The sequence below is a fragment of the Achromobacter sp. 1L-A-4-B-C2 genome (assembly GCF_057291955.1).
Window position 1 is genome coordinate 291,380 of sequence record NZ_JBXAWP010000006.1, and the last position, 13,973, is coordinate 305,352.

Annotated in this window: 11 protein-coding genes; 5 read left to right on the plus strand and 6 right to left on the minus strand. The window is 66.8% G+C overall.

What is annotated here, in order from left to right:
* Positions 1-14: 14 nt before the first annotated feature.
* From AC0Z35_RS26390 to AC0Z35_RS26400, 3 genes are read left to right on the plus strand one after another with little or no spacing between them, the layout of a single operon-like run.
* Positions 15-1,082 (plus strand): HlyD family secretion protein, encoded by a 1,068-nt coding sequence (locus AC0Z35_RS26390; protein ID WP_046804142.1) that lies wholly within the window; start codon positions 15-17, stop codon positions 1,080-1,082.
* Positions 1,082-3,901 (plus strand): ribosome-associated ATPase/putative transporter RbbA, encoded by a 2,820-nt coding sequence (gene rbbA / locus AC0Z35_RS26395; protein WP_485133194.1) that lies wholly within the window; start codon positions 1,082-1,084, stop codon positions 3,899-3,901. Before AC0Z35_RS26390 ends, rbbA begins: the two co-directional genes overlap by 1 nt.
* Positions 3,902-3,903: 2 nt before the next feature.
* Complete coding sequence (locus AC0Z35_RS26400; RefSeq protein ID WP_046804143.1) at positions 3,904-5,031, plus strand: ABC transporter permease; 1,128 nt, start codon at positions 3,904-3,906, stop codon at positions 5,029-5,031.
* 83 nt (positions 5,032-5,114) lie between these two features.
* Here the strand turns inward: AC0Z35_RS26400 and AC0Z35_RS26405 are convergent, their stop codons facing one another.
* From AC0Z35_RS26405 to AC0Z35_RS26425, 5 genes are read right to left on the minus strand one after another with little or no spacing between them, the layout of a single operon-like run.
* Entirely contained in the window at positions 5,115-6,779 is a 1,665-nt protein-coding gene (locus tag AC0Z35_RS26405) for a class I adenylate-forming enzyme family protein (protein WP_485133193.1), read from the minus strand.
* Between the two features lie 10 nt (positions 6,780-6,789).
* Positions 6,790-7,524 carry a CoA-transferase subunit beta gene (locus tag AC0Z35_RS26410; protein ID WP_104144243.1) on the minus strand — a complete coding sequence of 245 codons (735 nt, stop codon included), beginning with the start codon at positions 7,522-7,524 and terminating at the stop codon, positions 6,790-6,792.
* Positions 7,517-8,350 carry a CoA transferase subunit A gene (locus tag AC0Z35_RS26415; RefSeq protein WP_104144242.1) on the minus strand — a complete coding sequence of 278 codons (834 nt, stop codon included), beginning with the start codon at positions 8,348-8,350 and terminating at the stop codon, positions 7,517-7,519. Before AC0Z35_RS26415 ends, AC0Z35_RS26410 begins: the two co-directional genes overlap by 8 nt.
* A gap of 32 nt (positions 8,351-8,382) precedes the next feature.
* Positions 8,383-9,105 (minus strand): enoyl-CoA hydratase/isomerase family protein, encoded by a 723-nt coding sequence (locus tag AC0Z35_RS26420; protein WP_485133192.1) that lies wholly within the window; start codon positions 9,103-9,105, stop codon positions 8,383-8,385.
* On the minus strand, positions 9,102-10,271 hold the full coding sequence (locus AC0Z35_RS26425) for a CaiB/BaiF CoA transferase family protein (protein WP_485133191.1): 1,170 nt from the start codon (positions 10,269-10,271) through the stop codon (positions 9,102-9,104). The genes AC0Z35_RS26420 and AC0Z35_RS26425 overlap by 4 nt, the downstream gene beginning before the upstream one ends.
* 312 nt (positions 10,272-10,583) lie before the next feature.
* Here AC0Z35_RS26425 and AC0Z35_RS26430 point away from each other — a divergent pair, with 312 nt between their 5' ends.
* Both AC0Z35_RS26430 and AC0Z35_RS26435 read left to right on the plus strand, forming a co-directional pair.
* Positions 10,584-11,549, plus strand: coding sequence for a tripartite tricarboxylate transporter substrate binding protein (locus tag AC0Z35_RS26430; RefSeq protein ID WP_046804149.1), 966 nt, complete (start codon positions 10,584-10,586; stop codon positions 11,547-11,549).
* Positions 11,546-13,261: an FAD/NAD(P)-binding protein gene (locus AC0Z35_RS26435; RefSeq protein WP_485133190.1), complete on the plus strand. Its 1,716-nt coding sequence runs from the start codon at positions 11,546-11,548 to the stop codon at positions 13,259-13,261. Before AC0Z35_RS26430 ends, AC0Z35_RS26435 begins: the two co-directional genes overlap by 4 nt.
* On the opposite strand, the gene AC0Z35_RS26440 is transcribed toward AC0Z35_RS26435, so the two are convergent.
* Positions 13,161-13,925, minus strand: coding sequence for an IclR family transcriptional regulator (locus AC0Z35_RS26440; protein WP_120156392.1), 765 nt, complete (start codon positions 13,923-13,925; stop codon positions 13,161-13,163). The genes AC0Z35_RS26435 and AC0Z35_RS26440 overlap by 101 nt on opposite strands.
* Positions 13,926-13,973 lie beyond the last annotated feature (48 nt).

Here is a 13,973-nt window from a genome sequence, read left to right on the forward strand (position 1 = left end):
ACAGGACAAAAACCATGAAGCTGCCCACCCGAAAACTGATACCCGTCGTGCTCGTGTTGGCCGTGGCCGTTGCCGCGTACACCGGCTGGCGCATGCTGGCCGACAACGGCCCGGGAGAAGGCTTCATCAGCGGCAACGGGCGTATCGAAGCCACGGAGATCGACGTCGCCACCAAGCTGGCCGGCCGCGTACAAGAGGTGCTGGTGGCCGAAGGAGACTTCGTCACCGCGGGCCAGGCGTTGGCGCGCATGCAGATCGATACGCTCAATGCCCAGCGCGAGGAAGCCCGTGCCCAGCATCAGCAAGCCATCAACAACGCCGCCAGCGCCAGCGCGCAGATCGCCCAGCGCGAAAGCGACAAGCTGGCCGCCGAAGCCGTGGTGGTGCAACGCGAAAGCGAGCTGGACGCGGCCCGCCGACGCTTGGCCCGATCGGAAACCTTGTCCAAGGAAGGCGCCTCGTCCATCCAGGAACTGGACGACGACCGGGCCCGCGTCCGCAGCGCCCAGGCGGCGGTGAATGCCGCGCGCGCGCAAGTGAACGCCGCGCAGGCTGCCATCCAGGCAGCGCGCGCGGCGCAGGTGGGCGCGCAGTCGGCAGTGAACGCGGCGCTGGCCACCATCGCGCGTATCGACGCCGACATCACCGACAGCGAACTGCGCGCGCCGCGCGCCGGCCGCGTCCAGTACCTGGTGGCCCAACCCGGCGAAGTACTGGGCGCTGGCGGCAAGGTGCTGAACATGGTGGACCTGGCCGACGTCTACATGACGTTCTTCCTGCCGGAGCGGGCGGCCGGCCGCGTGGCCTTGGGCCAGGACGTGCGCATCATTCTGGACGCCGCGCCGCAATACGTCATACCGGCCAAGGTATCGTTCGTGGCCAGCACCGCGCAGTTCACGCCTAAAACCGTGGAGACGGCCTCCGAGCGGCAAAAGCTGATGTTCCGCGTCAAGGCGCAGATCGATCCCAAACTGCTGCAACAGCATTTGCAGCAGGTCAAGACCGGCGTGCCCGGTGTTGCCTGGCTGAAGCTGGACGCTGATGCCGCGTGGCCCGCCAACCTGGAAGTCAAGGTGCCCTGATGGACACGCCCACGACGGCCCCCGCCGCCGAGCCCACCCGCGCGGTGGTCACGCTGGCGGACGTGAGCCTGCGCTACGGCAAGACCCTTGCACTGGACGCCATCACGCTGGACATTCCCGCCGGCCGCATGGTGGGCCTGATCGGCCCGGACGGCGTGGGCAAGTCCAGCCTGCTGGCGCTTATCGCCGGCTCGCGCGCCGTTCAGACCGGCACGGTGAACGTGCTGGGTGGCGACATGGCCAGCAAGCGTCATCGCGACGCCGTCTGCCCCCGCATCGCCTACATGCCACAGGGCCTGGGCAAGAACCTGTACCCGACGCTGTCGGTGGAAGAGAACCTGCAATTTTTTGCGCGCTTGTTCGGCCATGGCGAAGCCGAGCGCCGCCGCCGTATCGATAGCCTGACGCGCAGCACCGGCCTGGCCGCGTTCCTGTCGCGGCCGGCCGGCAAGCTGTCGGGCGGCATGAAGCAAAAGCTGGGCCTGTGCTGCGCGCTGATCCACGACCCCGACCTGCTGATCCTGGACGAACCGACGACCGGCGTCGACCCGCTGGCGCGCGCGCAGTTCTGGGACCTGATCAACGACATCCGCCGCGAACGCCGCGGCATGAGCGTCATCGTGGCAACCGCCTACATGGACGAGGCGCAGCGTTTTGACTGGCTTATCGCCATGGACGAAGGCCGCGTGCTGGCGACCGGCACGCCCGCCCAGCTGCAACAACGCACCGGCGCCGACTCGCTGGAGGCCGCCTTCATTGCCCTGTTGCCCGAAGCCAAGCGGCGCGGCCACAAGCCCGTGCAGATCACGCCACTGGCGCTGGACGACAACGCCCCCATCGCCATCGAGGCGCGCGACCTGACCATGCGCTTCGGCGATTTCGTGGCTGTGGACCATGTGAACTTTCGCATCCGCCAAGGCGAGATCTTTGGGTTCCTGGGATCGAACGGCTGCGGCAAATCCACCACCATGAAGATGCTGACGGGCCTGTTGCCGGCCAGCGAAGGCCAGGCCTGGCTGTTCGGCACCGAGGTCGACCCGCGCAACATCGATACGCGGCGCCGGGTCGGCTATATGTCGCAAGTGTTCTCGTTATACGGGGAACTGACCGTGCGCCAGAACCTGGTGCTGCACGCCCGGCTGTTCCATGTGCCCGAAGCCGATATCCCCGCCCGCATGAACGAAATGGTGGCGCGCTTCGACCTGACCGACGTGCTGGATGCGTTGCCCGAGAAGCTGCCGATGGGCGTGCGCCAGCGCCTGTCTCTGGCGGTGGCCATGGTGCACAAACCCGAGCTGCTGATTCTGGACGAGCCGACCTCGGGCGTGGACCCCGTGGCCCGCGACAATTTCTGGCGCCTTCTGATTTCGCTGGCGCGCGAGGACCGGGTCACGATCTTTATTTCCACCCACTTCATGAACGAGGCCCAGCGCTGCGATCGGATGTCGCTGATGCACGCAGGCAAGGTGCTGGTCAGTGCCTCGCCCGCCGACATCATCCGGATGCGCGGCGCCAAGACGCTGGAAGAGGCCTTCATCGCCTATCTGATCGACGCCGGTGCGGGCACGCGGCCCGCCCCGCCAGCCACCCCGCCAGCCACCGACACACCGGCGCCCGCCTGCCCGGCGCAAGACACGAGTGCATCGCCGGAAAGCACCACCACGCATCCCCAAACGCGCGCTGCCACGCAGCGTGGCTTCAACCTGCAACGGATGATCAGCTACCTGTGGCGCGAGACGCTGGAACTTCGCCGCGACCCGGTGCGCGCCACACTGGCCCTGGCCGGCTCGCTGCTGCTGATGTTCGTCATCGGCTTTGGCATCAGCCTGGACGTGGAAGACCTGCGCTATGGCGTCATGGACCGCGACCAGACCAGCCTGAGCCAGAACTACGCCTTGAACCTGTCGGGCTCGCGCTACTTCATCGAGCAGCCGCCCATTGCCAGCTACCAGGACATGGATGCCCGCATGCGCAGCGGCGAGCTGTCCCTGGCCATCGAGATCCCGCAGGGCTTCGCCCGCGATGTCGAACGCGGGCGCAACGCGCAGATCGGCGTCTGGATCGATGGCGCCATGCCGCAACGCGCCGAGACCATACGGGGATACGTGCAGGGCATGCACCAGGGCTGGCTGCAACAACAGGCGCGCGAACGGCTGGGCAGCGCGGCCGCGCCGCAGATCAGCATCGAAACGCGCTTTCGCTACAACCCGGACGTGCGCAGCCTTCCGGCCATGTTGCCGGCCGTGATCCCGCTGTTGCTGCTGATGATGCCGGCCATGCTGACGGCGCTGGCCGTCGTGCGCGAGAAAGAACTGGGGTCGATCATCAACCTGTACGTCACGCCGGTCACACGGCTGGAGTTCCTGCTGGGCAAGCAGCTGCCTTACGTGGCGCTGGCGATGCTTAACTTTCTGCTCATGACGCTGCTGGCGGTAACCGTTTTCGGCGTGCCCATCACCGGCAGTTTCACGACCTTGCTGGCCGCCGCGCTGATCTACAACGTGGTGGCGACTGCCATCGGCTTGCTGGCCTCGACCTTCACGCGCAGCCAGATCGCGGCGCTGTTCTTCACCATGATCGGCACGCTGGTGCCGGCGGTGCAGTTTGCCGGGCTGCTCAATCCGGTGTCGTCGCTGGAAGGCGTGGGCCGTTTGATCGGGCAGGTCTATCCGGCCACCCACATGCTGACCATCAGCCGTGGCGTGTTCAGCAAAGGACTGGACTTTGCCAGCTTGCAGGGCTCGTTCTGGCCGCTGCTGCTGGCGATACCCGTAATCCTGGGCGCGTCGGTGCTGCTACTGAAAAAGCAGGAGGCCTGACCATGCCGCGACATGTCGCCAATATCTACCGGCTGGGCGTGAAAGAGCTGTGGAGCCTGGCGCGCGATCCCATGATGCTGGTGCTGATCTTCATCTCGTTCACCCTGATGATCTACACGGCGGCAACCGCGGTGCCGGAATCGCTGCACAACGCGGCCATCGCCGTGGTCGATGAAGACGTCTCGCCGCTGTCCTCGCGCATCACGTCGGCGTTCTATCCCCCGCATTTCACGCCGCCGCGGATGGTCACGGCGGCCCAGGCCGACGCCGGCATGGACGACGGGCGCTACACGTTTTCGGTGAACATCCCGCCAAATTTCCAGCGCGACGTACTGGCCGGCAAGCCCGCGCAGATCCAGCTGAACGTGGATGCCACGCGGATGAGCCAGGCCTTCACCGGCAGCAACTACATCCAGCAGATCGTCAGCGACGAAATCAACGAATTTGTCAGGCGCTACCGCAAGCCCACCGAACTGCCGGTAGAGCTGGCGGTGCGGATGCGCTTTAACCCCAACCTGACGCAAGCCTGGTTCGGCAGCCTGATGGAGATCATCAACAACGTCACGATGCTGTCCATCATCCTGACCGGCGCGGCCCTCATCCGCGAGCGCGAACATGGCACGATCGAACACCTGCTGGTCATGCCGGTGACGCCGACGGAAATCATGGTGGCCAAAGTCTGGTCCATGGGGCTGGTGGTGCTGGTGGCCGCCGGCCTGTCGCTGACGTTTGTGGTGCGGGGGCTGCTGCACGTACCGATCGAAGGGTCCGTGGCGCTGTTCCTGACGGGCGTGGCGCTGCACCTGTTTGCCACCACATCCATGGGCATCTTCATGGCGACGCTGGCGCGTAGCATGCCGCAGTTCGGGATGCTGCTGGTGCTGGTGCTGCTGCCGTTGCAGATGCTGTCGGGCGGCACAACGCCGCGCGAAAGCATGCCGCAGTTGGTTCAGGACATCATGCTGGCCGCACCCACCACGCATTTCGTGGAGCTGGGCCAGGCCATCCTGTATCGCGGCGCGGGGCTAAGCGTGGTCTGGCAGCCCTTTCTGGCGTTGGCGCTGATCGGCAGTGTGTTGTTTGCCTTTTCGTTGAAGCGCTTTCGCAAGACGCTCAGCCAGATGGCGTGACGCCTTGCGCCCCGGGATCTTGCGGGCGGCCCGGTGGATGCGCCACTGGGCCGCTTGGGGTCAACGTGCTTGCAGCAGAGGGATCACGCGTGCTCGGGCTTGCGTGACACCATGCCGGCCAGCGCCTTGCGGTCCACCTTGCCCACGGCGTTCTCCGGCAGCCGCTCGACCCAGAACACGTCGCGCGGCACGTAGATCCGCCCCAGCCGAGACTGCACTTCCGCTTGCAGCGCGGCGGCTTCCTGCGCGCCCGCCGTGGCATCCGCCTGGGGTTGCGCGAAGATCACCGGCACTTCGCCCAGGTCATCGTCCGGCGCGCCCACGACGCAGCACGCGGCAACAAAGGGCAGCCCCGTCACCACGCCTTCAATCAGGGCGGGCGAAATGTTTTCGCCGCCACGAATGATGACGTCTTTGATGCGGCCCGTGATGCTGAGGTAGCCCGCGTCGTCGAAGCGCCCCAGGTCGCCCGTGCGCAACAGCGCCGGCGGGCCATCGTTGCCGTTGTCCACGCCCAGGTAGCCCAGCATCAGGCTGTCGCCCGCGATGCAGATTTCGCCTTCGCCGCCGGGCGCGGCTTCGGCGCCGTCCGGCAATCGCAGCGTGACGCTTTGGCCGGCCAGCACGGTGCCGACCGAGCCCACGCGGCGGGCGTCGGGCGGGTTCATCGTGGACGTGCAGGTGGCCTCTGACAGCCCGTAGGACACCACCAGCGGGCAGCCCAGGAATGCTTCGATGCGCCGATGCAGCGCTTCGGTGATCGGCGCCGATCCGCAGCGCGCAAAGCGCAGGCCGGCCAGGCTGGCGGCGTCGAACTCCAGTTCCAGCATGCGCGCGTACATCGTGGGCACGCCCGTGATGATCGTGGGCCGGAACGTACGCAGCAAGCCCGGCATGTCGTCGGCGCGAAAGCGGCCGGCCAACGCCACGCTGGCGCCCGCCAGCAACGGCGCGAAGATCTGGTTGTTCAAGGCGTTGGTGTGATGCAGCGGCATCACGTGCAGCAAGCGGTCGTCAGGCGTCAGGCCGGTATGCGCCAACACGCCGCGCGCATTGTTGGCCAAGCCCCGATGGCTGAGCAACACGCCCTTGGGGTGGCCGGTGCTGCCGGAGGTGAACAGCAACAGGCCGGGTGCATCGGCCAAGATCTGGTCGGCGCATCCGAGCGCCGGCGCGTAGTCCGGACGCGCGGGATGTGCCGGGCGCGCCAGACCGGCCACAGTTGCCGGGTCCGCCACGTCCGCCACAATTGCCCCGCCCGCCACGTTCGCCACGTTTGCCATGTTCGCCACGTCGGCCGCGCTCGCCACGCTCGCCACGCTCGCCACGCTCGCCGCGCTTGCCACGCTTGCCGCCTCCAGCAGCCGCGCCGGAGCCAGGCCGCTGGCCGCCGCCGTCGCGGCATTGGGCTTGTCGTGCAGCAGCCAGGTCAGGCCCACCGCCGCGACGCGGCGCGCCGTTTCCTCGGCCGACAAGCGGGGTTCCAACGGGCAGGGGCATGCCCCCGCCGCCATCACGCCCAGTAGGGTCAGCACCTGCTCCAGCGACCGCTCCATGGCGATGGCGACATAGCTGCCCGGCGCCACGCCCGCCGCGCGGATGCCATCCGCGATGCGCGCCACGCGCTGGTGCAGGTCGGCATACGTCACCGTCGTGTCGGCCGTGACGATGGCGGCGCGCGATGCCCATTGCGGCTGGCGCCAGGCACGCGCAAACGCCGCGACCAGCGTCGGTTCGGCAAAAGTCATGGCGGCCTCCCTAGCGCAGCGCAACGGCGGCGTCGCGTTCAAACTGGCCGTCGGCGTCCAGTTCGCGCAGCGCGCGAGCCTCTTGCTCGGTCGGCGGTTCAGTCGGCGCCGCGCCGCTCGCATCGAACTCAAAGCCGGTGCGCTCGCGCACTTCCGACAGGCTGGATTCCGGATGCCAGGATTGCAGCGCCAGGCGCCCGTCGCGCTTGATGAACACCGCGATGGGCGTCACCACCCCATGAAAGCCGCCCCACGATGTCATGAAGTCCAGCTTGGGCACGAAGGTGCGCCGCGAATGCTCCGTGCGCCAGGTGCAGGCGCGCTTGGCCGTGGGCAGCATCACCGCGCCCCCGCCGCCGCCCGGCAAGCGCACCTTGGGCGCGTGCCAGTCGCCGATGCAGGAGTTATTGGCGCAGCCCGCGCCGTCAATCTGGGCCGCGCCCAGGAAGGTCAGGTCCATGCGGCCGCGCGTGCACAGGTCGTAGAAATCTTCGTTCGAGAAGATCGACGCGGTGTGTTCGGCCAACACCGGGTCGGAACTGGAAATGGGAATGTGCGAGGGGCGCGGGTTCACGCCGCCCGCCACGTTGATGTAGACGAAGTCCCAGTCATAGGCGCGCTTGGCCAGCAGGCACGCCAGCATCGGCATGGTGGAATTGACGCCGCTGAAGGTGATTTCATCTGGCCGGATGAAGCGCGCCAGGTTCGTCACGATGTAGGAAAAGCCCGACCACTGTTCAGCCATGATTGCCCCCTTGTGCTTCGGGCGCGGCGGCCAGATGCGCTTGTAGATCGCTGTTCTTGTCCATGTAGGCTTCCACCGCCGGATAGTCGATGGCGTAGTCGGGCCAGCACGACCCGGGCCACGCACTGCCCGGTGCCACGGCGTAGGCCTGCACCATGAAGTACGGCACCAGCGTGGATTCGGGTTGCGCTTCGAACACGGCGCTGTCGACCCGCTTTTCCGCCACCACCAGCACGCTGCCCGCCGCGCGCGACATGATGCGGTCCCAATGCGCGGTGCCGTGCACGCGCACATTGCCCAGCGCGTCCACCTCGGACGCCTGGATCACCGCGAAGTCGGGGCGAATCGCCGGCACCACATACGTTTTCTGATCGCTGCCATAAGGGTCGTCCAGGCAGGCCCAGCCGTTCAGTTCCGGCAGGCCGCTGCCGTGCAGGCCGCCGCAGGGTTGAAACGGCACGCCGAACGCCGCCGCCCGAAGGCCCGCCGTGAGGCTGGCGCAAGCGTGTTCCTCCAGTTCGATCTGGCGCTGTTCCACCGCGCGCCGATACCAGGGCGCCAGGCCGAAATTGCCTTCCATGGCGACGATGCCCGCGCGCACGCGGCGCAGCACGCCGGCGCGGCACAGAATGTCCACGTCATACCCAGGCGATTGCTTGACCAGTTCCAGGTCGCGCTTGCCTTGCCGGATCAGTTCGCGCACGAACGCGAACGGGCCGCGATGCAGAAAGCTGCCGCCCAGCGCAATCGACGCGCCATTGGGTACCAGCGCGGCCAGCTCGGCCACCGTGCACTGCTTGTTCTTTTGGTTGAATCCCGAAGCCATCGTCTTCCTCTCCCTTGCAGGTTCCTGTGCCCTTAGCGCGCTTGCAGGTAAGCCGCCACGCGGTCCTTCAAGCCGGGCGCCGCCGCAGAACGCACCAGGCGCGCCAGGTCGGCGTCGGGCGTTTCCTGGGACAGCGCGGCATACAGCTGAATGCGGCTGGCGTCGGTCAGCGCGACCGCCGTTTCCGCCGCCTGCTGTTCAACGTCGGCCCACTCCTGGGCCACAGCCAGGCGCGTCGCAAAGCCATCGCGCAGCGCTTCTTCGGCGTTGAACGTAGCCGCCTGTTCCAACACGGTGCGGGCGCGTTCGGCGCCCACCAGCGCGGCAAAGCGGCGCGTGCCCAGCACCAGTCCGAACTTCAGGCCCGGCATACGGAAGGTGGCGTCGGGCGCGCTGATGCGCCACTTGCACGCGCCGAACAGGTCCACGCCCGCGCCAAAGTTGCGGCCGTGCGCCAGCGCCACCGTCAGGCACGGTGACGCGGCCACGCGTTGCAGCAAGGTCTCGATGCGCACGAAGCGCAGCAGCAGGTCGCCTTCGCTTTGCGTCTGCCAGTCGCCAAAGTCAAAGCCGGCGCTGAAGTTCTTGCCTTCGCCCTTGATCAAGATCAGCTTGGCGCCCCGCGCCTCGGCCTCGTCCAGCGCGGCGATCAGCGCGTCCACCAGCTCGGCGGACAACGCATTCATTTTTTCAGCGCGCGTCAGCGTCAGCACATGGCGGGCGCCCTGCTTGTCGATACGCAACACGCCGCTCATGCCGGCACCCCTTTCCCGGCCGCACGCAACGCGCCCAGCACTTCGTCGTTGTGCTCGCCCAGCGCGGGCGGACGCAGGCGCAGCGCCGTGGTCTGGCCATCAAAGCGCACGGGCAGGCCGAAGGTTCGCGTCTGCACGCCGTTGGGCAATTCCACGGGCTGCACCCAGCCCATGTGTTCCACCTGCGGGTCGGCCAGCACTTCGGAATAGGTGTTGATGGGCGCGCACGGCACGCCCGCCGCCCGAAAGCGCGTCAACCAGGTCTGTGCGTCTTCGGTGGCGAAGATGGCCTCCAGGATTTCGCGCAGGTCCGTCTGGTGGCGGGCGCGCGCGCTGGTGTCGGTAAAGCGCGGGTCGGCCAGCAGGTCGTCGCGGCCCACGGTGGCGCATACGCTTTTCCACAAGGCCTGGTTGCCGGCCGCCATGCCGAAATAACCGCCCTTGCAACGAAACGCCTGATACGGCGCGTTGCGCGGATGGGCCGAGCCCAGCTTCACGGGGTCTTTACCGCTGCCGAAAAATTCCGACGTCTGCAACGCGGCGATGCCCAACGTGGCGCCCAGCATCGGCACATCGATGTGCGTGCCCTGCCCGCTGGCCTGCGCCGCGCGCAACGCCGACGCAATCGCAAACGCGCCGTACAGCCCGGCCGAAAAGTCGGCCACCGGCACGCCGCATTTCACGGGTTCGCCGCCGGCTTCGCCCGTCACACTCATGATGCCGCTCATGGCCTGGATGGTCAGGTCGAACCCCCCTTCTTGCGAGCGCGGCCCCGATTGGCCGTAGGCCGAGATCGAGCAATACACCAGCTTGGGATTAGCCTTGCGCAACTGCGCATAGCCCAGCCCCAGGCGGTCCATCACGCCGGGCCGGTTGTTTTCGATCAGCACGTCAACGGTTTGCGCCAGTTCGCGCGCCAGTGCCAGGTCGGCGGGGTCTTTCAGGTTCAGCGTCACCGACTTTTTATTGCGGTTCAGCGACGCGAAGTTCTCGCTATAGCCGTTGGAAATGGGCGGCCAGCTGCGCAGCGTGTCGCCGCCCTCCGGGTTTTCAACCTTGATGACGTCGGCGCCCATATCCGCCAACAACATGCCGCAGAAGGGTCCCGCCGCGACGTTGCAAATTTCAAGCACGGTGATGCCGGCCAGTGCCGAACTGGGTGTCATGTCTGACCTCTCATTATGAAAATTCAATATTTGGGATGCAAAAAATAATATAAGAGCGCAGCTTTCGTCGATGGCATCATGCCTGTCGCCCGATACCAAGCGCCAGGTTTCCGCATGTTTCCTAGTGCAATCCCTAGGTGCTGCGCTTAATTGTTGACCAGCATATCACCGTGTGGAATTCTACGTAAACCATCTTTTGGAATACGAGTCCTATATTTTAGGATTTATAAAAACGAGTCGCAGCGGTGCCGGGCACGGTCGACACGGGCCGGTACACGTCTGACGGTTTGATCACACCAAGGAGAGACATTCATGAAGCAGACATGGCGCATTGCCCTGGCGGGCGCGGTACTTGCCCTGGCGGCCGCCCCGGCCCCAGCCCAGACCTGGCCGGCCAAACCGGTACGCATGGTCGTGCCCTTTCCGCCGGGCGGCGCCACCGATGCCGCGGCCCGCATCTATGCGCAGCACCTGGGAGACTTCCTGGGACAAGGCGTGGTGGTTGAAAACAAGGCGGGCGCGGGCGGTGAGATCGGCGCGGAATACGTCGCCAAGTCCGCCCCCGATGGCTACACGCTGCTGATGGGCGCGGTGGGCAGCCACGCCATCCACGCGGCCATGCCCGACAAGCCAGGCTACGACTTCGCCACCGCCTTCGTCGGCGTTTCCATGGCCACCAGCATGCCGATGGCCGTTGCCGTCAACAGCAAGGTGCCCGCCAACAACGTGCAGGAGCTGATCGCGCTGGCCAAGAGCAAGCCGGGCACCATCACGTTTGGCTCGGCCGGCCCCGGCACCTCGCAGCACATGGCGGGCGAGCTGTTCCAGGTGGTGACGGGCACGCGCTTGATGCATGTGCCGTATCGCGGCAGCGGCCCTGCCATTACCGATTTGCTGGGCGGCCAGATCGACATGGTTATCGAAACCCTGCCCGCCCTGCTGCCCCAGGTGGCCAGCGGCAAGATCCGCCTGCTGGGCGTGACCACCGCCAAGCGCGCCACCGCGCTGCCCGACCTGCCCACGTTGATGGAACAAGGCGTAAAGGATTATTCCGTGGCAACCGCCTACGCCTTGCTGGCGCCCGCCGGCACGCCGCCCGACGTGGTGGACAAGCTGTCGGCCGGCATGCAGAAAGCCGCCGCGATGCCTTCGGTGCAGCAGGCCGCGTTGAAGCTGGGCGCGGATGCGGTAGCCACTTCGCCCGCCGACACCAGCCGTGTGCTGAAGCAGGAGGTGGCGCGCTGGGGCGACGTGGTGCGCATGTCGGCCGCCAAATGAGCGACGCTCACGTGAAGCCGGGCACGGCCCAGATGGGCCTGGGCGGTGATACGCGGCTGCCGGTCGACGTCACCATCGTGGGCGGCGGCTCGGTCGCCGTTAGCTTCCTGTATCAGTTGCTGTTGTCATGGCAAGCGCAAGGCGTGCCGTGCCCGCTGGCGGCGTCGCGATCCGTATCGCTGACCGTGTCGCTATTCGAACCGCAAGCGGAGCCCGGCCCCGGCGGCGCCTATCAGGAAGACCTGCCCAGCAATCTGTTGAACATCCCCGCAGGCAATATGTCGGCGCGGGCGGATCATCGCCTGGACTTTGTCGAGTGGCTGCGCGCGCAGGACCCCGCCTGGCTGCGTGGATATGGCGTGACCGATATCCAGCCCTCGGACTTTCTTCCCCGCCCGCTGTTCGGCGCTTATCTGCGCGCGGTCTACGCGCGCTGTCGGGACCTTGCGCACGCACTGGGCATCGCGCTGGCTCATGTACCCTGCCGCGTGCGGCGCGTGTTGCCGCTGGCGGACGGCACGGTGTACGTCGAGCCCGACGGCGCGCCCCCGTGCGTGGCCCGTTATGCCGTCCTGTGCAATGGCAACTTGCCGTCGCAAGCCTTCCCCGCGCTGCACGACGCGCCGGGCTATTTCAACAGCCCCTACCCCGTCGCTGATCTGGCGGCCCGGATCGCACCCGATGCTTCCGTCTGCATCGTCGGCACCAGCCTCAGCGCGGTGGACGCGGTGGCGGCCTTGCAGCAAGCAGGCCATCGCGGCCCGCTGTTGTGCGTGTCGCGCAATGGCCGGTTGCCATCGGTGCGCAGCCCGCACAACCAGCCCCCGACGGTGCTGCGCCACCTTAGCCGTGAAGGCGCCGTGGCGCTTGCCATGCGGCACGGCGGCGCCTTATCGCTAGAGGTCATTGCGCAGGCTTTGCAAGATGAAGTGCGGGCCATGGGCGGCGCGTTGGACGCCGACGAGATCTTCGGCCTGGCCACCGACGCGGCGCGCGCCCTGGACGACGAGATACGCCGGTCGTCGCAAGCCGCGCGCCCCTGGCAGGCCGTGGCCGCCGCCACCAATGCAGCGGTGGACGAAATCTGGCGCCTGCTGCCCGACACGGAACGCCACCGCTTTCAATCGCGCTGGCGTGCGCTGTGGATGGCACGCCGCGCCACCTTCCCCATGCGCAACGCCTTAAAGCTGCAAGCGCTGTTCAAGACGGGTCAGTTGCAAGTGCGCGCGGGCTTCGTGGACAGCCGCCATGACGCAGGCACCGGTCAGTTCCATACCCGGCTGAGCACGCCGGACGGCAACGCCGAGCATCGCAGCGACGCTCTCATCAACGCCACCAGTTTTTCGGTGGACGTAGCGCGCACCGACGATGCGCTGGTGGCCGGCCTGCTACGCGACGGCCATGCGGTGGCGGACCCGTTTGGCGGACTGGCGCTGGACTTCGACACGGGCTGCGTCAGGAACGCGAAGGGTGCGGTGTGGGAACAGGTGTCGGTATTGGGCAGCCTTGCCGGCGGCACGTATTTCTGGACCACGTCCATGGATGTGAATGCGCGGCTGGCGCGCGACCAGGCCGTGCGCATCGCCACGGCGCTGTCGCCGCGCACGGATGCTACTGATCCAGATAACCTCGCCGGTAGCCCATCCCTTGCGAAATGGACTGCGCACAGGCCGACACATCCGGCGCCAGCTGCTTCATCCTGGCCGCGCTAAGGCGGTCAAGCGGGCCGGAGATGCCCACCGCCGCCACCGCCTGGTCCAGGCTGTTGAACAGCGTCACGGCCAGGCCGCCCACGCCCTCGCGCCATTCGCCGCGGTTCACGGCATAGCCGGCGCGCGCGATCTTGCGCAGTTCGTCTTTCAGCAGGGGCATGGAAACAATGGTCGACGGCGTGTGGCGCACCAATTGTTCGGCATAGCGCTCGACATAGCCTTCGGGCTGATAGGCCAGCAGCGCCTTGCCGGTGGCCACCGCATAGGCGGGCGCGCGGCCGCCCACCATGGAATATGCGCGTATCGGTTGCGGGCTGTCGATCTTGTCCACGTAGACCACATCGAATCCGTCCAGCACCGACAAATGCACCGTCTCGCCCGTCTGGTCCGCCAGCGTGCGCATGAACGGCGCGGCCAGCTTGCGTACATCCAGCTGGGCAAGCTGGCGCGCGGCCAATTCAAACAGGCGCACCGCGCCACGGTAGCCACCGCCGTCGTCGTCCTTGATGACGTAGCCGGCGTGGATCAACGTTTGCAGCGTGCGATGCGTGTTGCTGCGCGTGAGCCCGACCCGCGCGGCCAGGGCATCGATGGTGCGCGGCGGATTGTCCACGTCGGTCACCGCTTCCAATACCATCAGGCCCTTGAGCAGCGTCTTGTCCATCTTTGTATTTCCTAATATTTAGGACGCGAACATAGCACGGGCAGCGGC

Bases quoted from the DNA above. Each gene is read 5' to 3' on its own strand.
- AC0Z35_RS26435 (WP_485133190.1), top strand. From the start codon at position 11,546: ATGAGCGACGCTCACGTGAAGCCGGGCACGGCCCAGATGGGCCTGGGC.
- AC0Z35_RS26430 (WP_046804149.1), top strand. From the start codon at position 10,584: ATGAAGCAGACATGGCGCATTGCCCTGGCGGGCGCGGTACTTGCCCTG.
- rbbA (WP_485133194.1), top strand. From the start codon at position 1,082: ATGGACACGCCCACGACGGCCCCCGCCGCCGAGCCCACCCGCGCGGTG.
- AC0Z35_RS26405 (WP_485133193.1), bottom strand. From the start codon at position 6,779: ATGACTTTTGCCGAACCGACGCTGGTCGCGGCGTTTGCGCGTGCCTGG.
- AC0Z35_RS26400 (WP_046804143.1), top strand. From the start codon at position 3,904: ATGCCGCGACATGTCGCCAATATCTACCGGCTGGGCGTGAAAGAGCTG.
- AC0Z35_RS26390 (WP_046804142.1), top strand. From the start codon at position 15: ATGAAGCTGCCCACCCGAAAACTGATACCCGTCGTGCTCGTGTTGGCC.
- AC0Z35_RS26410 (WP_104144243.1), bottom strand. From the start codon at position 7,524: ATGGCTGAACAGTGGTCGGGCTTTTCCTACATCGTGACGAACCTGGCG.
- AC0Z35_RS26415 (WP_104144242.1), bottom strand. From the start codon at position 8,350: ATGGCTTCGGGATTCAACCAAAAGAACAAGCAGTGCACGGTGGCCGAG.
- AC0Z35_RS26425 (WP_485133191.1), bottom strand. From the start codon at position 10,271: ATGACACCCAGTTCGGCACTGGCCGGCATCACCGTGCTTGAAATTTGC.
- AC0Z35_RS26420 (WP_485133192.1), bottom strand. From the start codon at position 9,105: ATGAGCGGCGTGTTGCGTATCGACAAGCAGGGCGCCCGCCATGTGCTG.
- AC0Z35_RS26440 (WP_120156392.1), bottom strand. From the start codon at position 13,925: ATGGACAAGACGCTGCTCAAGGGCCTGATGGTATTGGAAGCGGTGACC.